General features: G+C 40.8%; 17 protein-coding genes. 4 read left to right on the top strand and 13 right to left on the bottom strand.

Annotation, left to right across the window (positions count from 1 at the left end; genetic code table 11):
* Positions 1-110: 110 nt before the first annotated feature.
* Both JWR87_RS05050 and JWR87_RS05045 read right to left on the bottom strand, forming a co-directional pair.
* The gene (locus JWR87_RS05050; RefSeq protein WP_297816327.1) at positions 111-1778 is read right to left on the bottom strand and encodes a gliding motility-associated C-terminal domain-containing protein; all 1668 of its coding nucleotides are present in this window, start codon (positions 1776-1778) and stop codon (positions 111-113) included.
* A 204-nt stretch (positions 1779-1982) separates the two neighbouring features.
* Positions 1983-2552, bottom strand: a complete 570-nt coding sequence (locus JWR87_RS05045; RefSeq protein WP_297816324.1) for an alpha-ketoglutarate-dependent dioxygenase AlkB — start codon at positions 2550-2552, stop codon at positions 1983-1985.
* 166 nt (positions 2553-2718) lie between these two features.
* Here JWR87_RS05045 and JWR87_RS05040 point away from each other — a divergent pair, with 166 nt between their 5' ends.
* Positions 2719-3753, top strand: coding sequence for a hypothetical protein (locus tag JWR87_RS05040; RefSeq protein ID WP_297816321.1), 1035 nt, complete (start codon positions 2719-2721; stop codon positions 3751-3753).
* A gap of 394 nt (positions 3754-4147) precedes the next feature.
* Here JWR87_RS05040 and JWR87_RS05035 read toward each other — a convergent pair whose 3' ends face one another.
* The 5 genes from JWR87_RS05035 to JWR87_RS05015 form a co-directional block, all read right to left on the bottom strand.
* A complete protein-coding gene (locus JWR87_RS05035) occupies positions 4148-5161 on the bottom strand; it encodes a fatty acid desaturase (RefSeq protein WP_297816318.1) in 1014 nt (337 codons plus the stop codon).
* A gap of 129 nt (positions 5162-5290) precedes the next feature.
* Positions 5291-6382: a 23S rRNA (adenine(2503)-C(2))-methyltransferase RlmN gene (gene rlmN / locus JWR87_RS05030; RefSeq protein WP_297816315.1), complete on the bottom strand. Its 1092-nt coding sequence runs from the start codon at positions 6380-6382 to the stop codon at positions 5291-5293.
* A gap of 224 nt (positions 6383-6606) precedes the next feature.
* Positions 6607-7968, bottom strand: coding sequence for a histidine--tRNA ligase (gene hisS / locus JWR87_RS05025; RefSeq protein ID WP_297816312.1), 1362 nt, complete (start codon positions 7966-7968; stop codon positions 6607-6609).
* A 96-nt stretch (positions 7969-8064) separates the two neighbouring features.
* Positions 8065-8598 (bottom strand): low molecular weight protein-tyrosine-phosphatase, encoded by a 534-nt coding sequence (locus JWR87_RS05020; protein ID WP_297816309.1) that lies wholly within the window; start codon positions 8596-8598, stop codon positions 8065-8067.
* An 82-nt stretch (positions 8599-8680) separates the two neighbouring features.
* On the bottom strand, positions 8681-9904 hold the full coding sequence (locus JWR87_RS05015; RefSeq protein WP_297816306.1) for a serine hydrolase: 1224 nt from the start codon (positions 9902-9904) through the stop codon (positions 8681-8683).
* A 294-nt stretch (positions 9905-10198) separates the two neighbouring features.
* Between JWR87_RS05015 and JWR87_RS05010 the strand changes: the two genes are divergently transcribed.
* Together JWR87_RS05010 and JWR87_RS05005 are read left to right on the top strand one after the other, a co-directional pair.
* A complete protein-coding gene (locus JWR87_RS05010) occupies positions 10199-11437 on the top strand; it encodes a M20 family metallo-hydrolase (RefSeq protein WP_297816304.1) in 1239 nt (412 codons plus the stop codon).
* Positions 11438-11609: 172 nt separating this feature from the next.
* Positions 11610-12530 carry an alpha/beta hydrolase gene (locus JWR87_RS05005; RefSeq protein WP_297816302.1) on the top strand — a complete coding sequence of 307 codons (921 nt, stop codon included), beginning with the start codon at positions 11610-11612 and terminating at the stop codon, positions 12528-12530.
* 164 nt (positions 12531-12694) lie between these two features.
* Here the strand turns inward: JWR87_RS05005 and JWR87_RS05000 are convergent, their stop codons facing one another.
* Positions 12695-13693, bottom strand: coding sequence for a methyltransferase (locus JWR87_RS05000; protein ID WP_297816300.1), 999 nt, complete (start codon positions 13691-13693; stop codon positions 12695-12697).
* 393 nt (positions 13694-14086) lie between these two features.
* Positions 14087-15598: a DUF4394 domain-containing protein gene (locus tag JWR87_RS04995; protein WP_297816298.1), complete on the bottom strand. Its 1512-nt coding sequence runs from the start codon at positions 15596-15598 to the stop codon at positions 14087-14089.
* Positions 15599-15811: 213 nt separating this feature from the next.
* Here JWR87_RS04995 and JWR87_RS04990 point away from each other — a divergent pair, with 213 nt between their 5' ends.
* A complete protein-coding gene (locus tag JWR87_RS04990; RefSeq protein WP_297816296.1) occupies positions 15812-17296 on the top strand; it encodes a M28 family peptidase in 1485 nt (494 codons plus the stop codon).
* A 186-nt stretch (positions 17297-17482) separates the two neighbouring features.
* On the opposite strand, the gene JWR87_RS04985 is transcribed toward JWR87_RS04990, so the two are convergent.
* From JWR87_RS04985 to guaA, 4 genes are all read right to left on the bottom strand, one after another.
* Positions 17483-19069, bottom strand: coding sequence for a hypothetical protein (locus JWR87_RS04985; RefSeq protein ID WP_366090163.1), 1587 nt, complete (start codon positions 19067-19069; stop codon positions 17483-17485).
* Positions 19070-19421: 352 nt separating this feature from the next.
* Complete coding sequence (gene lpxB, locus JWR87_RS04980; RefSeq protein WP_297816294.1) at positions 19422-20531, bottom strand: lipid-A-disaccharide synthase; 1110 nt, start codon at positions 20529-20531, stop codon at positions 19422-19424.
* A 274-nt stretch (positions 20532-20805) separates the two neighbouring features.
* Entirely contained in the window at positions 20806-21999 is a 1194-nt protein-coding gene (locus JWR87_RS04975; protein ID WP_297816293.1) for a hypothetical protein, read from the bottom strand.
* Positions 22000-22037: 38 nt separating this feature from the next.
* Positions 22038-23576, bottom strand: coding sequence for a glutamine-hydrolyzing GMP synthase (guaA, locus tag JWR87_RS04970; protein WP_297816291.1), 1539 nt, complete (start codon positions 23574-23576; stop codon positions 22038-22040).
* Between the last annotated feature and the right edge of the window lie 254 nt (positions 23577-23830).

Raw genomic sequence — 23830 nt, 5'->3', positions numbered from 1 at the left:
CATCTTTTAATTAATAATTAAGCTTTTATCGCAATCTTTAAAACTGTTCAAAAGATCAATTTCAATAAGCTTAAGGAACATGTAAAAGCCTATGGTACGTTTATGTAAAATTATTTTAACAAAGCCACTGTTCCTTTTATGATCACCTCCTGGTCTTGAACCACTCCTTTAATAACATAGATATACACGCCTGTGTCAAGATACCTACCCTCGTAGCTGCCGTTCCAACCTTCGGTAATATCGGCAGTTCTAAAGACAGCACTTCCCCAGCGATCAAAAATTGCGAATTCGTGCAAACGAATTGATGCACCCGGAGGAATTCTGAAGAGGTCATTTTTCCCGTCTTTATTGGGCGTAAAGGCTGTAGGCATCCGCAAGCTGTGCAGCACCTTTACGATCAGTTCTTTTGATGCGGCGCAACCATTTACATCAACAACGGTTAGACTAAATGTGGTGTCGGCTTTTAGCGGAACAGTCAGGGAGGTTAATGATTGTGGCGTAAGCAACACTGCCGAAGGCTGCCACGTTACAGAGGCTGGATTACCGGAAACAGTTGCACTTAGTTGAGCAGTCCCGCCCGACATAACAGAAATTTCGGGTGGCAAAAAAGTGATCAAAGGCGTATCTCTTACAGTTACCGATTGAATATTAGAGGGCACGCTGGCTGTTATGGAACAACCGGGAATGTTTGTTGTTAACGTACACGAAACCTTGTCGCCATTAGCCAGCTTGCTATTGGTATAAGTCCCCAGGTTCCCAATCGCGTTGTGGCCATTTACCCGCCATTGATACTGTTTAAACTCTCCTGCATTTTGTTCTGTTGCCGTAAAAGTAATCGCTGTACCTGCGCAAACATTCGTAGGTGCGGCACCAATCATTAACGTGGGATCTGCATAATCCCGTACTTGCATTCCGATCTTGTTCGACGGCGCACTAGTACTGGTATGACATCTTGAATCCTGGTCAATCGTTATGGTGCAGCTTACCGAGTCGCCATCATTTAGGGTACTTGTAATAAGGGCAGGCCCCACATCGCCGGTGGCCTTGCCATTTATTTCCCAACTGAAGCGGGGAGAAGCACCACCATTGGCTTTAGCAGTAAAAGTAACTTCTTGACCCCTGCAAATCTGTATTTTACCTGGCGTTATAGTAATTGCAGGGTGAATCATCGGGTACACGTAAATGGTCATTTCAGAAGTTGCAGACCTGGGTATACCTGGGCATGATTGGCTTGAGATAGTTAATACACATTCTATACGGGCACCATTGGTTAAGGTGGTAGTTGAATATTCAGGACTATTTGTTCCAACCGGTAGTCCATTAACCCGCCATTGATAAAAAGGTATAGCATCACCATACGTTGCCTGCGACGTAAAAACCGTCACCTCTCCTTCGCAAATAAGCGGATCGTTATTGGAAATCGTGATAATAGGTTTAATGCCTTCAATTACGTGTATAGTAATTGGCATGCCCAAAATTGTTGTGTCCACTCCACAAACAGTTTTGGTACTGTATTCACAGGTTATTAAATCACCATCATTAAAGTCAGCGGAAGTGTAATTGACATTGTTGTTTACCCCTGCATTCAAGTTGTTTTTTTTCCATTTGTACACGTTGTTCGCGCCTTCATTTACTACAGTGGCATGAAACGTAACCGTGGTACCCAAACAAATATTGTTCTGACTGGCAGTGATGGTGACTACGGGTATACATGCAGCATTTTGGGCAACGAGGTCACCAGATAAAACAAGTAATATAATTATACAAAACTTCGGCATAAAAACAGCGTACGATAGAGAGCAGAAACCGCGTGAGTAAGGTAAGAAAATATTTTAACCGGGGAAAAAGAGAGGATTAATGTGCAATAGTAGTTTGAGCTTGTCATTAACAAAAGGGGAAGTGGCTCATATTTTTATGCGTGCATCCTGCTTTGAAGGCTGTGTTTGAAAAAGAGGTATTTCGAACATTTTGAGAAGGCGCAACTACGGTCGTAATGTTCTCAATGTAATAGAATATCGTGTTTCTTTAACAGGTGAAATACTATGTTGCCAGTCAGTTCTTGCTGGTCCCTGAATTATATAAAGAGACCGGCGATTTACAGGAAGTGAAATAACGCTTCCCCGCCCTTGTTTTACTTTGTCCTGTGGGCGTAAACGAAAAGTGCAATCAGCCATGATAGAGATGCCTGCAATGATATCAAAAGGCGGAGCATCACGATGCCAGTTGATTACTGAACCCGAAGGATATTCTGTTATTAGGAGTTCTGCAAATTGCCCTGGTTTCAATGCCAAATGGCTGTTTACTTTGTTAACCAAAAAGTGAAATGCTTGCGGGATGTCTTTTCCTTTTGTAAGACCTCCATTATCGAAGCTATAGTCGTAACCGAAGCTTGCTACTTTCCTGTTAGCGGTAAACCCCTGGAAATTGAAATTGTGTAATTCGATTTTTGAAACTTTCCTATGAAGTTCATCTTCTTCATCGGCGGTGATGAAATTAGGTACGTAGGAAAAACCTTCAGGGTACGTAGGCTCTATAGGAAATAAAGTATTCATTGATAATAAAAGACAAAATCTTCGCCAGCATTAAAACTACCCCGAAAAATTATGTGATTAGAATTCGAAACTGGTGAGGGGCGGATCTGAAATTTGTTGCTACTCTCGCTATAATGTTTAGAACTATGATTTGTGTACATTCTATTTTGGAATATATTTGACCGTTATGAAAAATAGATCTTCTTTGAAAAGAATACAATTATTACCCTTATTACTGGTAGTTTCTATTGGTTGTAGCCAGGCTCCGGCCGGCAATGAAAAAAAAGCAGATGTTACGAATGAAAAGGGCCAGCCCCGGCCCGGCGAACCTGCAAGAAAAATTGTTGATACTGCAGCTTATGATAAAATAATAAGAGATTTAAGCAATGGAGATACAACCGGAAAATGGCCGGCAAAAGCTCCATATCCTTTAGCTGGTGCAATCCTGCCTTTTAATAGAATTGTTGCGTATTATGGAAACCTTTTTTCGAAGAAGATGGGTATTTTAGGTGAGTTGCCTAAAAAACAAATGTTAGCGAAACTAAAGGGTGAGGTAGCTAAGTGGCAGGCAGCAGATCCTTCGATTCCCGTAATTCCTGCGTTGCATTATGTAGCAGTTACTGCTCAGGGAACACCTCAAAAGGATAACATGTATCGGTACAGGATGCCTTTTAAGCAAATTGACACGATTGTAAGCTGGGCAAAGGAAATTAACGCGCAGGTATTTGTTGACATCCAGGTGGCTCATAGTGATGTTAAAACCGAGGTGCCTCTCCTTGAGCCATATTTAAAAATGCCAAACGTACACCTCGGCATCGATCCTGAGTTTTCACTTAAAAACGGTGAAATACCAGGTTCGAAGATTGGAACTTTTAATGCAGCTGATATAAACAGTGCAATTGATTATTTAGCGGAGGTAGTTCGTAAAAATAATATACCTCCAAAAATTTTAATTATTCACCGGTTCACCCAGGGAATGGTTACAGGGTTTGATCAAATAAAAAAAGTTCCGGAAGTGCAAATCGTAATGGACATGGATGGATGGGGACCTAAATTTCTTAAAAGGTCAACTTATTTGAGGTACATTAAAAAAGAACCGGTTCAATTTACCGGGTTCAAATTGTTTTATCATAACGATACTAAAACCGGGGCAAACCAATTGTACACTCCGCAGGAGTTGCTACAGTTTACTCCAAAGCCAATTTATATACAGTACCAATAAGAATGGATTGAAAGCTATTAGACGCCGTTGCAATAGCAGCGGCGTTTTTATGTTTAGGATCTTTTCTTTGGCACCAACCTGTAGTATACCAGGTGTTCCGATGTGGGTTCTTTATAAGCTTTCGAACCAACAACACCAGCAGGCTCACTTGATCTTTTGCCAGGACGAAGGTATATTCTCTGCAGTCCTTTTTCGGGTTCATTACAATATTGGCCTATGTTATTGCTTTGTCGAGCTTTGATCCGCAATTGAAAAAAGATGAATAGAAAGATTACAAGTAGAAGTGAGTGACACAAGGATGTCGAAAGAAGTTTGTTGGCTGGCAAATAAAAATATAGAAAACAAAAAAGGAGATGCAACTGCACCTCCTTTTTATAAAAAATCTTTTTTATTGTTATGCAATTACTTCTTCGCCTGCTTCAACCATTTTAGCTGCCGGAATAACATGCTCTTTCGTAACCTTTACTTTGCCCCGATTTGCACGGGCAACACGGGAATAAATAGAGATGTTCTTGTCGAACAGGAAACGGAAAAGTAAGCCTGTGTATGATGTGTGATAACCCAGTGTGTCATAGTATTGGTTTGCTATCTTTTTTACTTTTGGCAACCTATTCCAGGCTACTGAAGGAAAATCGTGATGCTCGTTGTGATAGCCTACGTTTAGGTTAACTGTATTTAGAACCCCATAATAGCTTTTGGTTTCCTGGTCGCCGTGAGTAAGATAATGCTCCTGCACCCATCGGGCACCGAGCGGATGAAGACCAACCGAGAAGAAGAAGCCGGCAACAAGATAAACAACGCTGTGGGCGCCAAGAAAGTAAACAACAGCAGCCATAAAGCTAAATTGTACTATCCAGTTAATTACTGTCCACTTATCCCAAATATTAATTTCTTTTAAACGCATAGGTCGCAACAATTGGAAAAGAGGGTAGAACAATAACCAAATAGCCTTGCCGATCCTGGAGTTGTCAATTAGTCTTGCCTCCCATTGAAAAGGCATATCGGCGTCTAATTCTTCAACTCCCTGGAAAGAGTGATGCTTGATATGATACTTTTGAAAAGAAACAGAACTAGGGAAAACAAGGGGCAGATTGGCTAAAATACCCGACCAGGTATTGGCCATCCTGTTTTTGAAGAGAAGATTGTGAGCGCATTCGTGAATGCAGACAAAAAGAGTATGACATGCAAATGCGCCGATTAAATAAGCGGCTCCAAAGACCAACCACCACGAGGCATCTTTTAATAAAACTGCCAAGGTAATCTGGATGCCTACACACAAAAGAATAACAAAAATGGTGTACGGATTTCTACCTATTAGCTGGCGGATCTCGGGATGCTTCGTTATAATTTCCTTGGTGCGCTGTTTGTGTGGTTCACTTTCGTTGGACCACTTGAAGTTTTTTTCCAAAGCTGCTTGTATTAGTGTTATGAAATCGGCGACAATTTAGGCAGATATTTTTATTCGTAATGCAGACTAACAATAATTTAAGGAGAGGCGCCAACGAATAATTAATAATGAATAATTGAAGCTTCTCCGTTAATTATTCATTATTAATTGTTCATTATTCGTTTTCTCAACAAGTTCAAGCGTGTTTTTGTTGGCAAGTTGACCGCACGCCGCATCAATATCTTTACCCCGGCTTCTGCGAAGTCTTGCATTTACACGCGCTTTAGATAAATGGTTCATAAACCTTTCAACTGTTTCCTCGTCTGGCTTCAGAAATTTTGCGGCATCAATAGGGTTGTATTCAATAATATTGACAAGGTCTGCCGGAACCTGGCGGTAAATTTTGATTAGCTCGTCCGCGTCTTTTATTGAGTCGTTAAAGTTTTGAAACAGGATGTATTCAAAAGTTATCTCGTTGCCGGTTTGCTTATAAAAATAGTTCAAAGCTTCTATCAGCGCCTTAATGTTGTTGCTTTCGTTGATCGGCATAATCTCGTTACGCTTCACATCTGTGGCAGCATGTAAGCTAAGCGCAAGGTTGAAACGTACTTTATCGTCGCCTAATTGTTTGATCATTTTGGCCACACCCGCTGTCGAAACGGTTATTCGTCTCGGGCTCATTCCAAGTCCTTCGGGCGAAGTTATTTTCTCAATGGCTTTTAATACGTTTTTGTAATTAAGCAAAGGTTCACCCATGCCCATAAAAACAATATTACTCAGCTTCTTATTGTATACCTTATTGGCCTGCTGGTTCAGCAAAACAACCTCGTCATAAATTTCATCGTAATCAAGATTTCGCTTGCGCTCCATATAGCCTGTGGCGCAAAACTTACAGCTAAGGCTGCAACCGATTTGCGAGGAAACACAAGCGGTCTGGCGTTCATCTGCTGGTATTAAAACACCTTCAACCATATGGCCTTCCACTGTTTTAAAGCGGCTTTTAACCGTTCCGTCTTCGCTATATTGTGTAGTTTCTACCCTCAGTGCAGGTAAAGTAAAATGTTCTTGTAGTTTGGTCCGTAATTCTTTGCTCAGGTTCGTCATCGCTTCAAAGCTATGCGCCTGTTTTAGCCACAGCCATTCATACACCTGTTTAGCCCTGAATTTTTTTTCACCGATTTGTTCAAAGTAATTCGCCAACTCTTCTAAACTCAAGTGGCGAATATTCTTTTGTGATTTCATGGGTGCAAAGGTAAGTGACCGCTCATCTCATACTGAGTTTCAATATGTAAAGTTTTCCGAAATCAAGGAGAAATGTGCATGAAAATTTATTTTAAGGCAGCTATTGAGATAGACTTTTGAATAAATATTAAACATCGTTGTGTCACTCACTTGTACTGCAAATCTCTTTTCAACAGCGAAACGGCCTGCGTAATTTTGCGATGCGCCGGGGGGTAGCAGACTTACTAAAACATTTCATCCATCAATTCTCCTTGTCCTATAGTTTTTTGCTCTCCCTTCTTTAAATCCTTGATAACGCAAGTCCCTTCCTCCAATTCCTTGCTTCCTATAATAACGGCATATGCAATTCCTTTTTTATCGGCGTACTTAAACTGCTTGTCAAACTTTGCGTTTTCATGAAAAATTTCTGATGTAGTGCCTTTATCCCGTAATTGCTGCATCAGTCCAAAAGCTGTTTTACTTTCAGCTTGGCCTAAATTAAAAAACAGAACTTTAGTTCCTGTTTGCACAGTTTCCGGAAAAAGTTTTAATTCTTCCATCACGTCGTAGATGCGGTCAACTCCAAAACTGACTCCAACACCCGGTACGTTTGGTACACCAAACAACCCTGTTAGGTCATCATATCTTCCCCCTCCACCAATACTTCCCATTTGTACGCCTTTCGCTTTTACCTCAAAAATTATCCCGGTGTAATAGTTAAGGCCGCGGGCAAGTGTAAAGTCAGTTGACAGTTGACTAGTGACTGATTCAGGAAGGAAGCTTAGGAGAAATTGAATTTCTTCAATTCCCTTTTTGCCAGTTTCTATACCGCCAATAAGGTTTTGTAATGCGTGAATTTTTTCTTTATTAGTTCCACTTATTAAAAGATAATTTTCAATTCCCGAAATTTGGCCTGCATCTAGCCCTCTTTGAGAAAGTTCTTCCTTTACTTTCTCCATCCCAATTTTGTCCAGCTTATCTATTGCAATGGTGATGTCCATCATTTTATCTGCACCTCCACATAACTCCGCTAATGCGGCTAAAATTTTACGGCTGTTGATCCTTATTTCTACGTCTATTCCCAGCTTTTTAAAAACGGTGCTGTAAATGCTTGTAAGCTCTGCTTCATTTAGAAGACTATTACTTCCAACCACATCTGCATCGCATTGGTAAAACTCCCGGTATCTTCCTTTCTGGGGTCGGTCGGCCCGCCACACAGGCTGAATCTGGTAACGCTTAAAAGGAAGCGTTAGCTGTCCAAAGTTCATGGCAACATACCGGGCAAATGGTATTGTCAGATCGTAGCGCAATGCTCTTTCTGTAAGACCTTTTGTATTTTTCCCTTCCAGTACTTTTTCGAAATCCTGTTGTGCCTGTAAATGCTTTACGGGGTTATCGAGCCCATTATTTAAAATCTTAAAAATAAGTTTGTCACCTTCTTCCCCATATTTGCCCATCAGCGTCTCCATGTTTTCCATCGCGGGAGTTTCAAGAGGTTGAAACCCATACAATTCAAAAACACTCCTGATTGTATTAAATATGTAATTGCGTTTACGAACTACTTCTGCAGAAAAGTCTCTTGTTCCTTGCGGTAATGTTGCTTTCATGTGTTACCCCAATTCTTAAGGGCTTTTATTTAAATTATATACTAATTTGTTTTTGAATTTTTTGTTGAGGATCGTTACCGGGTTCAACAGCGTAAACTAAACCAGGTGCATTGATGGAGCATACTTCTTAATTATAGCATCACATGCTTTATCTAGTGTTTCATATACTTTTCGAAAACCTTCTTCACCGCCATACCAGGGGTCCGGTACTATTCTATCTTCACCGGGGTAAAGTTCATTTAATATCAAATCAACTTTACCGGAGTCCCAATTACTGCCACTTATTCTTTTTACGTCCAGATAGTTTTCATCATCCATTACATAAATTTTGTCGAAGTTTTTTATGTCATCCTTTGTAAAATAGCGGCATTTAAGTTCACAGATATCTAACCCATTATCCAGCGCCACTTTCTGTGAAAACGCGTGTGGCGCACAACCTTCATTACGACCCAACGTTCCTGCACTGTCTACTTCCCAGTTAAGACCTGCTTTTTTTATTTTATCTTTTAATATCCCTTCTGCCAGTGGACTCCTGCAAATGTTCCCCAGGCAAACCATTAAAATCTTCATGGGGCAAAGATAAACAATACTAGATGAGTGATAATTCAACAGGATTTCAACATGCTTCATTTCTTTGCGGATGATTTTTTCTTCCAGGTTGCACAACCGGGTTCTGTAGCCATTACATTACTTTTCTCCCGATAATCACCGATCATTTTTTCAGGGCTGCCAAAACCCTTTGTACCAATCCGTCAACAGCTTTTGTTTCAATCCATCTTGCAACCATTACTATGTCGTTTTCCGCATCTACATAAATAATATTAGTTCCGTTGCCTACATGCACAAATGCAGTGGAAGGTGCATTCGGCATAAACTTTTTATCAGCATTTACAAAAAAGTTCATAAAACCATAACCGGGTTGTGCAGAGGTAGGGGTAACCGATTGTTTTATCCATTGTTCAGATATCAACTGCCTTCCATTCCAATGGCCTTTGTGCAAGGTGAGTAGACCAAAACGAGCCATATCATAAGCATTAATGAACATGCCTCCACCCCAATGTCCGCCACCGCTTACTGACTGAACTGGTTGTCCATCGAGTACAATCCACGAATTGCGATAACCGGTCCATCTCCAGGTGTTAGATGCCCCTATTGGATCCATAATTTGTTCTTTAAGGACTTGTGGTAATGGTTTGCGCCATACACACGTTGCTGCCAGCGCCAATGCGTTTACACGTACATCGTTGTATTCATATACACTTCCGGGCGTGTTTCTTTTACGGGTCAACCACTTCGAAACATCCGCATCTGGTCTGTCGGCCCATTCGGGTTTGCCCCATAACGTTCCTTCCCAATCGCTTGTTTGCCGCAGCATAACATCCCACGTAAGGGTTCTGTTATGCGGGGAAGCAAAAGGGGCAAGCATTTCAGAAGTGCCTATATTTTCAGGGGAACGATGGTATAAAGGATCGTAGATCTCAATAGGAGGAACGTATTTAGCAACAGGGTCATTTACACTTTTTATTAGCCCGGCGTCAACGGCTAGGCCGATGACAGATGACAAAAAACTTTTGGTAACACTATGTGTCATATCTACCCTTAAAGGTTCTCCCCACGATGCGACAATATATCCTTTGTGAAGAATTATTCCTGTTTGATCGCCCCTGTCTGAAAAAGGCCCAACTCCCTGCCCGAAAGGTTCTTTGCCAAATGTTTGGGCTTGTGATAATTCCATACTTCTTGTCTGCTTCACCTCTGAGGCTTTGGCAAATTGTATAGCTGCAGCAAGTTTCGCAGTATCAAATGAGACTGACGGACTTTGTTCTTTCCATTCGCCGTAAGTAGGGAAATACGCCTTATTACTTTGTGATTTATTTCTTTGACTATAGCAAATTGCTGCCTGTAGAACGAACAAAGAAATGAGCAGATATTTCATGATCGCAAGATAACTTAAGCTTGTTTAAACTAAAGCGAGGCTGTTGTTTCATTCCTTGAAAAAATACTTCACCGCATAGGGCACGCAAAAAAACACGGACAAGTACGAAACTTACCTTCCGGTTATCTTTGTAAATCACTTGCATTTCCTCTGCGGTTATTTCTTCTTATCCAAAAATACTCACGGGCAAATGAACTTTCCTTCCCGCAGCTGCAAACAAGAACCGCAGGTTTCAGAAGTGGGCACTCGTAACTATAATTTCATAACTTCCCGCATACAACTTACATCCACTTCATGACTATAAACCCCATCCGCCTCCAGGAGCATTTTGAACAAATGAGTGAAATCGGAAAGCTAGGTGAAACCGGAACCAATCGACCAACACTTTCACCAACCGAAAAGCAAGCATTCGAACTTGCCTCAATGTGGATGCGCGAAGCAGGCATGACTACCCGGATAGACCACTTTGGAAACCTGATAGGACGGCTGGAAGGAACCCAGCCGGAACTGCCTGTTGTAATGATGGGCTCTCATCTTGATAGCCAACCGTACGGCGGCCGCTTTGATGGTGTAGCTGGCGTACTTTGTGCGATTGAAGCTGTTACAACACTTACCGAACAAGTTATAAAACCGCAGCGGACCATTGAAGTGGTCTCCTTTGCCGACGAAGAGGGATGGCGGTTCAACAAAGGTCTGTTTGGAAGCCGTGGCATTCTTGGACGCCTCGAAGAAGGCGAACTAGATCGGGCAGACAAAGAGGGTATCACGCGAAGGCAGGCACTAACAGACTTTGGTTGCGATCCGGATAAATTTCACGAGAGCCAGTATGCCGCCGGCAGCATCCACTGCTTCCTTGAGCTGCATATAGAGCAAGGCCCGGTGCTTGATCTTGCCAATAAACCTATCGGTGTTGTCTCAGGTATCTCCGGACCACTTTGGTGGACGGTAAAGCTTAGGGGAATGGCCGGTCATGCCGGCTCGGTGCCTATGGCTATTCGCCAGGATGCCCTTGTTGGTGCAGCTGAAATTATTCTTGCACTTCGCAGCATCGCTACCCAAATAGCTGGTGCGCCTACCGTAGGCACCGTAGGCGCCCTGAATGTTTTTCCCGCAAGCCGAAACATCATTCCCGAAGAAGTGACTTTTACCGTTGACCTTCGGGATATTGACCTCGCCCGCCGCAACCGATATGAAGCAGAGCTACGCGAACAAATAGAAGCCATTTGCCATAAACACCGCCTCACTTACATCATTAGTGAAGACTGGAACAGCGAACCTCGCTATTGTGCAGATTGGCTCAGAGAGATTATCCACAACCAATGCACTGCTCTTAACCTTGATGCTCCGGAACTTATGAGCGGACCTTTTCACGATGCTATGGCTTTAAGTTATGCCACTGACTACGCGATGATCTTCGTTCGCTGTAAAGACGGAATTAGTCATAACCCACTTGAGTTTGCTTCTTACGAAGATTTAACGATGGGAGCGGAAGTGCTGTATCGAACCCTTTTGGAAGTATTGAGGGATAGTTGAAGTTTGAATTGAGCCTTTTCGGACTTTCAGATGTTCAATCCGTCGCCCGAAAGCATCACTATTTTCAACAGGATTATAGGCCTAATAGGAAAAGGTAAATATTGAGCCGAGGTACAATGAGGCATAAAAATTATTGCAGAATTTACAAATCATAAAGCTATCACTTCGACTTATGAGATATCTATTATTATCCTTAATAACCCTTTCCTCTTTTGCAGCCTGCAAAGCACAAAACCCTATTGCTTTTAAAAACACTGAAATTATTTATGGCAGAAAAGATGGTATGGCTTTAACGATGTTTAAGCTGGCTCCAAAAGAACGTTCTAACGGAAAAGCCATCATTAGTGTTGTTAGTGGAAACTGGGTATCGAGTTATAATTATGCAACATACCTTACTAACCGTGCAAAGATCTATGTTGATAAAGGGTATACCGTTTTTGTTACCATGCATGGCTCTCAACCAAGATATGCAATCAACGATGAGATAGCTGATTTGAAAAGAGCTGTAAGATTTATAAGGTATCATGCTAAAGAATACAATATTGACCCTTCACATATTGGCATTACCGGTTCATCTTCTGGTGGCCATTTATCGTTGATGGTAGGATTGTTGGATGATAAAGTTGATACCGCTTCAAAAGATCCTATCGATAAGGTTTCCAGCAGGGTACAGGCAGTAGCTGTCTTTTATCCCCCAACCGACTTTTTAAATTGGGGCCAGGAAAAAGCAAACCTTACAGAGGCGAGGGGGTTACTTGCTTTAGCTGGAGTAGCTTCAGCCTTTGAGTTTAAAGAGTGGAGTGACTCCACCAGGACGTATAAGGTTATAGCCGAGCCGACCAAATTGGCGGAAATAGTGAAACAGAATTCTCCCATATATGCTGTCACTTCAGATGATCCACCGGTCTTGATTATTCATGGAGATGCCGACAGAACTGTGCCCCTGCAACAATCGGAAACGATCATCGAAAAATTAAAGGAGACTAATATTTCAAATCAACTAGTCATTAAAAAAGGCGGTGCACATGGATGGGACAATATTGGAATTGACGAGCAGCAATTTATTTCCTGGTTTGACAAGTATTTAAAATAGGCGATAACAATTGTTAAAGGAAAGCCTTTCTTAAAACTGTTCGGCGTGGAATTATTGGGGATGAAAAATCTTAAAGCGGACTAATTGAATACGGAGAGCTTATTTCTACAGAAGTGTGAGCGCTCTTAAAGTCGTGAGTCGGCAACCTAAACTGCCACATTTTACTAAACGACCGACGCTTCCAAAATAGAAATTCCCACCTGGCAATCTATTTCCTGTGTTAGTGCAAATCCCGCTTCTGTTAGTAATGCTTCAAATTCTTTCGTGGTTCGTTGTTTGCCTCCTAACAATGTCAACATATGTATATCTAACATCTTCGACCAATCGGGATCCGGGCTATCTGGTATAATTGACTCTATTAATAATAGTTTAGCCTGGGGTGGTGCCGATTTTCGGATAGCTCTTAAAATGTCTATAGACTCAGCATCGGGCCAATCATGAATAATCTCCATAACCAAATAAGCATCACAGGCAGGAAGGCTGTCTTTGAAAAAATCTCCTGCTTGTAATGTTAGCCTATCTGATGCCATTTTCCTGGCGTCTTCAATCACATGTGGAAGATCGAACAATACTCCCTGTGCCCCTGAAGTTGAATGTAGTACGGCTTGTAAGAGATGACCACGCCCACCCCCTATGTCACCAATTGTTTTAAAATTTGAAAAGTCGTACGACGACATGATACCATACAACTGTGCGTTTGCTTTATCAGCCATTGCTTCATTAAAGATGGCACTCTCTTGTTTATGGTCACCAAAGTATTTCCAGAAACCTCCGGTGTACACTTTCTCCACATTTGGCTCACCTGTTCTAATAGCTTCATTAAAGTCTTCATACGCTTTCCAGTTAATAGGTAGGCTAAACATTCTTGTAAAACCTCTCATAGATTGCGGATGATCTTTTCTTAACAGTTGCGATGCGGGAGTATGAGAAATTTTATTGTCATTTATTTCAAAAATTCCATAAGCAGAAAGTAATCTCACTGCTCGTCGAAGTGCCCCCGGATTAGTTTGGGTAGCAGATGCAACTTCTTCCGCGGTTTTTGGTTCGCCGTTGAGAACATCGGCAACGCCAAAATCGGCAATTGCATGAAGACACCGGGCAAGGCAATAGCCGCCCGCGATCTGTTGTATAGTGTCAAATGGATTAGAATTATTAAAAATCATTTCTAGTGATTGAATATTAAAAGGTATCAGTTACAAAGTAAAATATACTAATATTTTAACCCTTGCAAATGCCGCTTACCTATAAACGCTGATCTGGGAGCAGAACTTCAAATACTTTCTAATCTTACCACCGTTAAGCTCATTGTTATGTCAGCAGGTTTTTACACTATTCGTATCAACATAGATAATTAAATATATCAAACAAAGACTATCGAGCAGTGATGACATCGGGGTGAAGTATTGCCGGAAAAGCACTTCTTCACTTTCCGGCACATCTTCCAAATTTATACCTTCAAACAAAGAGGGTGGCTTGCTTTAAAGCAAACCACCCTCTTTGTTATACACTGGTTGAAAAATGGAACCTGCTGTTTAATATTCAAATCCTAACAGTAATTAAAATCCCAATCCTACAGCCATTGCCATAACAGATTTAGGAAAATCAGCAGTTTTAGTAGCCGTTCCTGTTTGCAGGTTGATGGTGTAAATACCAGCAGAAGAACCGACTGTAAAGATGGCGAATGCTATGCCGCTTGTGCCGCCAATATCAAAGCCATTAACAGTGGTTGCATTAATACCTATCGGACCTAAATCAACGAGCACGCCGTTGTTAGGCGGGTCTTGTCTGTAAAGCCGGTCAGTGTTAGTGTCGATATCAAATAAGGTAGTTGACGTAGCTCCGGCGAAACTGTTTGTATATGCGACGGCTGTTACTGCAGGTGTGCCAGGACTTAAAGTGAGGTCTGCTGCTGAAAGTGTGCCGTCGTTAGGATTAGCCCTAAGATTTAGACCGGTATTACTAACTATTCTTATTCTATCAACAGTTGGATTAAAGTCAAATCCAAAATCAGTACCTGTTAAAACCAGGGGAATAGCGCCAACAACAGATGCTGCGCCTGAGGAAACATTAAATGTATACAAACGACCCGTATTTCCAAGGCCGTACAACTGTCCGTTAATCGGTCTCATATCTATACCCACTATTTTTTCTCCGTTTTGTATCCCCGTTACACCTTTTGAAACTGGCTGTTGGGTTGTTGAAAATGGATTAAATATGAGCAGGTTATTATCTGCATCTATAGAATAAGCAACGGGCTGTGTGGGAATGGCCAGGCCAACAACTTTAAGGTTAGCCGGAAGATTATTATAAGATGTTGTGCTCCCATTGTCAAGGTTAATAGCATAGAGACCTGTTGTGTTATTGACCGATAAAGCAGCCAAAGCAGTGTTAGTGCCGGCCGCAATATCAAAGCCGGCTGTTCCTGTAAAATCTACGTTTAAACTTCCTGCTTCTACGAGTTTGCCATCATTAGGAGGGTCTTGCTTATACAATTTATCAGTAGTAGCATCAAGATTAAATAGTACTGTGGCAGCAGCTCCTGCAGTGTTATTAGTGTAGGCGACCTCAGTTATAACAGCATTGGCAACACCATTAATCGGAGCGTCGGTAGCTGCAACTGTTCCTGTTTCGGGGTTTAATCGAAGGTTTTGTCCGCTTGAACTAATAAGTCTAATACGGTCAACAGTTGGGTTAAAGTCTATAGTTGCTGATGTGCCGGCAATAGCTGGTGTAAAAGGAGCGCTTCCAATGGCACGAGCCGCACCGCTGGTATTAAGAACATACAGGCGGCTTGTACTTCCCAGGCCGTACAATTGCCCGGTAGCGGGGCGGAAATCAATACTCAGTAACTTTTCTCCACTCTGTAGTCCTGTAATGGTTGCGGTGCTTATTGCCGTAGTAGCATTTTTTGCATTAAATTGAAGCAGTTGATTATTGTCGGATAACACATAAAATAAAACGTTTGGTTTCTCAGGCATATCATCTTCTTTTTTACACCCTGCCAACAACGATGTAGACAGGTACATTAAAGCAATGGACTTTAAAAGAAATAGAATTTTAGTATTCATAACACTGATTTTTAGCTATCTACGGTTTTTTAAGAGTTCCGGTTTATAGCCTCGAATAAAAAATATGACAGTGTCTTGCTTTTGCTAACTCCTATTAGCAGGAAGAAATATGTTATTTGCACCGATGAATAGCATGAGGATGAAAAAAGCATATTTACGAACAATCCATTACTCTTTTATCTTTGGTTTGATATCAAATTATAATCTCCTCACATGAAAGTAACAGTATTAGCCCTTGCCTTCATTATGGTTTATACGACAAGCTATGCCCAAAGCAATAAAAGTGCTTCTATACCCCCGGCATTGTCTGCTATTAAAGAAGCCGATTTGAAAAGAGACCTGTATGAAATGGCGAGTGATCATTTTGCAGGAAGAGAAGCAGGAACTTTGGATGAACTGAAAGTGTCGATGTGGTGGGCAGATAAATTAAGATCTGCGGGGTTACAACCGGCGGGAGAGGATGGTACTTATTTTCAATTCTTTTCTCTACAGCGCAATCGTATTGCAACTAACTCCAGTGTCAGTATCGGCAATACATCTTTACAGTTATGGAGCGATGTATTGGTGGCAATCACTACTCCTGCAAAAGTTTCAGCACCGGTTGTCTTTATAGGGAAGGGGTCAAAAGCAGACCTGGCTAAAGCAGATGTAAAAGGTAAAGCAGTTGCTATTCAAGCTTCGCAGGAAGGACTTCATCTTGATGTGTCTCTGTGGGAAAGGAGATATATGGGCTATGTTTTAAATAAATTCAGAGCCGACTTAATCAATCGTGGAGCGGTGGCCATTATTTTTATTGCCGACCCTCTTGGTGAACAAAGCTGGAACCAGGTGGTACCTGCGATGCAAAGGGGACTGTATGATATTGAAGGCGGGCCAAACGCGGTTGCAGCTTCCAATATTCCCGTCTTCTGGCTGCATGGGAGTAATATAAACTTGTTTAAAAATGATGGAGCAATGTTAAATGCTACTATTAATGTTGAGCATTTTGAATACCCTTCGGTAAATATTATTGGAAAAATTGAAGGCACTGATAAGGAACTGTCAAAGGAATATGTGTTGTTTAGTGGACACCAGGACCATGATGGCGTAAGACTACCTTATGGCACAGATTCTATTTATAATGGTGCCGATGATAATGCGAGTGTAAGTGTGGCCTTACTTGCAATTGCGCGGGCATTTAAATCGAATCCAGGAAAGCGTTCGGCTTTGTTTGTATGGCATGGCGCTGAAGAGCGTGGATTGTTAGGTTCAAAATGGTATGCTGCACACCCCACTGTTCCGAAAACATCTGTAGTAGCTGTACTCAATGGCGATATGATTGGGAGAAACAATCCTGACAGCGCGGCGTTGCTGGGGGCTTACCCGCCTCATAAAAACTCAAGTGAATTGGTGGCAATGGCAATGCAGTCAAATAATGAAGGTCCCAAATTTAAGTTAGATACGCTTTGGGATAAACCTACTCATGTTGAAGGCTGGTATTTTAGAAGCGATCATTTACCTTATGCCCGTGCCGGTTATCCTGCTGTCTTTTTTACTACACTTTTGCATTCAGATTATCATACTCCTATGGATAAAGCAGAAAGAATAGACTATTCTAAGCTGAAAAAAATGGGAGACTGGATGTATCGGACAGGGTGGAAAGTAGCCAACACAAACAGGCGTCCTGCACTGGAACCTGGTTTTAAATTAGAACGATAATGCGACGGGGATTAAAAATCTTCATCACTGGTGCTGTTATAAATGTGCAAGTTATTAGCGATGAGGATTTTCAATAGAGTTATTATTGGCGAATGGAGCGTCGCAACGATGTCTCCTTCCTGTTCTAAAGCTGGTAAAACATTAAAATTAATTAAAGGATTAAGCAAGGGGAGCGGAAAGTAAGGCTTACACATCCATAGCAACCATATTTGTTTTTTGTTCTGATTTTCTTCGGTTGCTTACGTGCTTTTCTTTTATTATTTCACTCATAGTTTTTCCATATACTTTACTTTCTACCCACGAGATAATATCGAGGTAGGCGAAGGACCGCGTTTCGAAACGGCTTTTTTCATACTGTTTTATTTTATCAAGAAATTTTACAAACTCTGGTTGTAATTTTTTTCGGGATATGTGAAAAGTGCTTCGTAAAAATTTAAACATCTCCTCTTCAATCACTGTCAGGTTTTGCATTTTAGCCATAAAACGCACGACTGATTTTATGAGGTATTCGATGATGTCAAAGTTTCCCAATTCGAAGTGAGCCATCAGGTGTACAAGGCGCGCATAACATTGTAAGTCGTTTCTCAAGTCGGCATTGGTGTTTATTATTTTTTGCAGGTAATCGATAGAGGTGCTGTAATCGCCGTTACCAAAATACAGGGTAGCAATTTTATAATTAAATACCAGCACGCGATGAGGATCGATGAACAATGAATACTCTTGCAGTTTTTCTTCTATATACGGAACCAGCGACAAGCCTTCTTTAAACGTGCCGAGCATAAAATGTTGGTTGAGTTTAGAGCTGTAGATGTAAACAAAAGTTTGTGTGCGAAAATTGTCGTGGTGCATGGTGGCATCTGAAGCAGCAAATTTCTCGAACTCCTGTAACACGACTTCAAACTTTTTAAAATTGCGCAGGTCGAAATGTGCGTTTAGCAGGTTATGCATTCCTTTTATGAAATGACCTGTTTCTACACTAATCATAAAATCCTGCTCATTAAAAAGATCTACCCACTTTTGGGTATAGCGATAATACATTAAAAAGTCCTGTCGAATGAAAGCGTACCAGCAGTAGCTCTGACACAGGTACAGCTTCTCGTAAAAGCCGGTGAGCTTATGGGCATCGGGGGGAAGGTTGTCGATAAAAAACTTTCTTACCCCGGTTTCATCTTCTTTATTTCTTGCATGGCCGTTTTTTATGTACCAACTGTACAGTTGTAATGCAAGGTTAGAAAGTTGCGTAATTATTCTTCTTCTGTCGTTTATTTCATTTGCTTCAGCAGTCAGCCTGTCTGCACGATCTTGCATACTACGTGTTATATGCAGCGTCTCTATCTTTTTCTCTAACGAAATGACCTGTATTAAGAAGCTATCCTGGTTATAGGAGCGTGCCAGTTCTTTTATGCGCTCTAAAATTTTCAGGCTTTGCAAGTACAATCCTTTGTTATATAAAATTCGCGCGTAATCCAATTGCTCATGCAATTGCAAGTCAATATTTTCACTGGTTTTTAACAGGCGTAAGCTTGCAAGAACCTGTTTGTATAAATGTGTTTTTAAATTAGATAATTGCGGCTTCTCTATCGAAGGCAGTTTCTTTAAAAGCAATTTCTCATCATACTCATTCAGTTTGTCCATCGCATCGAATAACTGAATAATTTTCAGGTCTTCTTTGGCAGAACTTCTTTTTATATAAAGCTTGAAATTTCTTTTTTCGGCCTTTTCAAGTGAGTGTATGAGTTGAAATAAAGTATCAGAATATCGGTTGGACATCATTTAATAATTATAGTGAAACAGCATGCTGGCAAGGGTTTTAACACTTTTATTAACCCTCTTGTCATAATAAAACAACGTCGAAGATGTTTTATTAGCTTTAATAACACGACCTACATTTGTATCAGAAACAAAGAGAAAAGCACTTTTCTTCTTGTTGAGAAACTAAGCTGTAGCAGTCAGCGCAAATATAAAGTATTCGAAGATTTTCATATGGCAAGCAATCGTTAGAGGCCGCTCCGTTTCCACGGAGAGGCCATTTTTTTTGTTTAAAATTGCCATTCCTCCTTAAGTTATTGTTTTTGGGCGCCACTGTTGGATCCGTTTGATCATTTGTAAAAACAGGGACAACGCGCTATTGCTTTTTTACGAATTCATAAATGATGCTGGCAGCATTCGATGAGGCATTGCCGCCTTGCAACAATAAGTTTTTAAGCTTAAAATAATCCTGTTGCAGCTGTTGTTTTCGTGCAGGGTTTTCCAGCAGCTCTTTCAATTCCTTAATACAATTTTCTGTTGTCATTTCGTGCTGTATTAATTCTTTCACTACAGGCTTGTCCATTATTAAATTAACAAGGGAGATGTATTTTACTTTGATTACTCTTTTTGCTATCTGGTACGAAAGGGGATTGCCTTTGTAGCAGACCACTTGCGGTACGCCAAACAATGCAGTTTCTAAGGTAGCGGTACCACTTGTTACAAGTGCAGCAGTTGCCTGGTTTAGTAAGTCGTAAGTTCTTCCCGCTAAAGCTGAAACGTTTTTATAAGGGGCCAAAAAAGGCTCATAAAAAGCATCTTCCTGTCCGGGAGCTTTCGCTACAACAAAGTGGTAATCGGGGAAGGCTTTGCTTACTTCTAACATAACAGGTAACTTTTTATTGATCTCCTGCTTTCTGCTGCCCGGAAGTAGCGCAATGGTTTTGATTTTGTGTGTGGACGAAGGCAAATTTGCAGCTCTGAAGCTTTCGATTACTTCCACTAGCGGGTGACCGACATACTCTACTTTATACTGCCACTTGCTATAAAAATCTTTTTCGAAAGGTAAAATTACCAGCATTTTATCTACATACTTCTTAATGGTATGAACCCGGTTTTCTTTCCACGCCCATATTTGGGGAGAAATGTAATAAACTGTTTTTATTCCTTCTTTTTTCGCCCATTCCGCAATTCTGATGTTGAAGCCGGGATAATCAATTAATATTAAAATATCAGGTTGAAAGGATTGTATGTCTTGCTTACAAAACTTAATGTTTTTTAGTATAGTGCTAAGATTCATGATTACCTCGACAAAGCCCATGAAGGCAAGCGTTTTATAATCTTTCACCAGTGTTGCGCCTGCTGATTCCATCATTTGCCCTCCCCAACACCGTACGTCTGCAGTTATGTCGAGGCGATGTAATTGCTTTATCAGGTTGCTTCCGTGCAGGTCTCCACTCGCTTCGCCAGCTATAATGTAATATTTCATTTTGTTATACTAACACAATTTGCGTTGCAAATTACTGTAATAAAAATCCATTAATAAAGTAGAGTATGGGAGAATAAAAAGCGATAAAGTTTCAATAAAGATTTGCGGTACAAGGGAGTGACACAACAATGATGATTAAAGGTTGCAACTATTGGCTACAAAACGGCTACTGCTTTTGTTTCAAACCTGCATTAGGTGCGAAGGAAAAGGGAACAAGATTGGCTGGAGATCGTACACTTTGTTAACTTGTTTTCAGCTAACGGTCACAGCTTTCTTAAATGATACTTTTTACGTTTCCACCCTGCTTTTTGATAAAGTATAACTTTCGGTTTTCCAGAAAATCAGGTTTTATGCTAGCGCTTTTAAGTCGAATAGGTTGTAACATAAAGTGGTTAAAAAGAGTAAAGCTATTGTCTGAGAGATTATTTACCAGATTGTTTTTGTGCTTGGTAAGAAGTTTGGTAAAATGATAAGTCATTTCAAAGCCTTTAAAAACCATGTCGCTTGGCCGGCTGTAATATCTTTCTTTATATCTTTTATTTATTAAAGAACTGAGGCTTTGGTTTTGCGAATAGTACAAAAATGGCGTAGAAAACACAATTTCTATGTTACGATATTTTGGTTTATCAAGCTCTTTAATGTTGTCCCAGGTGGGCATGCCAATAGCAGTAGTGCGGTAACTTTCATTAAGGCTGAGGGACTCGACAATGTTTAATCCAAAACTTTCGAGAGGAGATGCTACAAAAACCACGTTGTTTTTTGTGCTGTCCAAGCTGCGTTTTAAAGTATTAATGTTTGAGTATGCATCATCTATGGTGACCCACTTTAACTTTAGCGGAACGGAGCGCGGGGACCTATTTAAAGCGGTAAAGTAGCTTTTTATAAAAGTTTCTGATGTGCCTTTTCTTGTAACAGCAATAATGTTTTGAGAACCGTAATACCGCTGCATGTGCTTATACAACCCCTGCAGATGTGCCTGGAAGGAAGAATTTAAGACTACTAAAAAAGGATTTTGACTAACTCCGACATAATTGGGATAGGTAGCAGATATAATGGGTATGTTTTTAATTAATGCCTGGTCAGCAAACAACTTTAATTCGGCCGTATTGGTAATGGCGGCGATTATGAGACCAACATTATTTAACTCAGATGATTTTAATAATGTATTAAGGGATTTGGCATTTTGCTTTATATCATAAATTGAAATCTCTGCCCTTGATCCTTCTGCATTTAAGCTGTCAATTGCCATCATTACCCCATTGTAAAACTCAAGCCCCGGTAATACGTTTTTAGGCAAGTTGGTCTTATCGGTAAGAAAAGATGTTTCGGAGAAAACATCATCTGCATATAAAGGAATAAACACAGCTACTTTTACAGGTTTTGACGTATCGTAATACTGGCCGTGCAATTGAACAGCAATGCAAAAAATAGGAATAGCCAGTATTACAAAACGATAGAAGCTGCGCATTAATAAAAATAATTTCAGATGGTTTGCAAAATTAGTGCCTATTCCCACTCGATAGTGGCGGGCGGTTTACTGCTAATGTCGTAGACCACCCTGTTAATGCCTCTCACATTATTAATTATCTCGTTTGAAACGTGGGCCAAAAACTCGTAAGGGAGATGAGCCCAGTCGGCCGTCATTCCGTCTACTGATGTTACAGCTCGTAATGCCAGTGTATGCTCATACGTTCGTTCATCGCCCATAACGCCTACACTTTTTATTGGCAACAAAATGGAACCTGCCTGCCAAATACTGGAATAGAGCTTATGTTCTTTTAGTGCTCTCACATAAATGTCGTCTGCATCCTGCAAAAGTTTAACTTTTTCAGCAGTCACTTCACCTATAATTCTTATAGCTAGCCCCGGCCCTGGAAACGGATGGCGGAATAATTGGTCATGTGGGATGTCAAGTTCAATGCCTACTTTTCTTACCTCGTCTTTAAAAAGATATTTAAGGGGTTCAATTAATTTCAGGTGCATTTTTTCAGGAAGTCCTCCCACATTATGATGCGATTTAATAGTGGCAGAAGGTCCGTGCACACTTACACTTTCTATAACATCCGGGTATATCGTTCCCTGTCCCAGGAAACTGACGTTGGTAATGTCTGACGCTTCCTCCTGGAAAACATCAATAAATAATTTGCCTATTGCTTTCCTTTTTTCTTCAGGATCGACCTTGTCTTTAAGGGCGTCGTAAAACACTTGTTTTCTATCTACGCCTTTAACATTTAAACCAATCTCTTTGTATGTTTCTAGTACCTGTTCGAATTCATTTTTTCGTAACACTCCATTATCAACAAAAATTCCGTGTAATCGATCACCGATTGCACGGCTGATAAGGGTAGCAGCAACGGTACTATCAACACCACCACTTAAAGCCATAATAACTTGTCCGTCGCCAACCTGCTGTTTAATGCTTTCAATTGCCTCGTGCACAAATGCGCCTGGCGTCCAATCCTGCGCGCAGCCGCAAACATTTACCAAAAAGTTGTAAATAATCTTTTTCCCTTCTGTGGAATGATAGACTTCCGGATGAAATTGAAGCGCATGTAAAGGGTAGCCATCACCAGCTTTTTTTCTAAATGCAGCAACAGGTATCGAATCGGTAGTGGCTAAAATCTCAAAATCTTCAGGAAGGGACAAAATAGTATCGCCGTGACTCATCCAAACCTGTGAACGGCTCGATATGCCCTCGAGCAAAACGTCGTGCTGCTGTTGCACTTGCAGTTGCGCTCTTCCATATTCTCTTTTATTGCTTTTTTCTACCCTGCCGCCAAATTGTTTAGCAGCTAACTGAGCCCCATAACAAACCCCTAAAATGGGTAGTTGTGCATTGAAAGATTTTACATCAACAACAGGGGCATTTTCTTCATTAACGGAAAAAGGAGAGCCGCTAAGAATAATACCTTTTATAGTTGGATCAAATATAAAAGGTTTAAAATAAGGTATGATTTCACAGTAAACATTTGCTTCTCGCACAGCACGGGCTATTAGCTGCGTGTACTGGCTGCCAAAATCTAGGATAAGAATTTTCTCGCTCATAAGTATAAAAATGACCTTCGGGGTCACAGGTAAAATTGGTGCGAAGGTAATTTATTTTATTAGCCTCCAAAACCTTCGAATTTTTAGCACCTGATGTGATAGGAGCCAAAGACAAAAAATGATTTGCTGATGAAGTAATTGCGCTTCAACGCTAGCGCTCTAAAACCAAAGCCTGCATCAACAAATTCTATACAGCCTGCAGTTTCAAGTTGAAAGAGGAAATAATAGTATAAATATTTCAACTGTTAAATCGT

The sequence above is a fragment of the Segetibacter sp. genome (assembly GCF_025963695.1).
Classification (GTDB): Bacteria; Bacteroidota; Bacteroidia; order Chitinophagales; family Chitinophagaceae; genus Segetibacter.
This window is presented reverse-complemented; position numbering and strand designations above follow the sequence as displayed.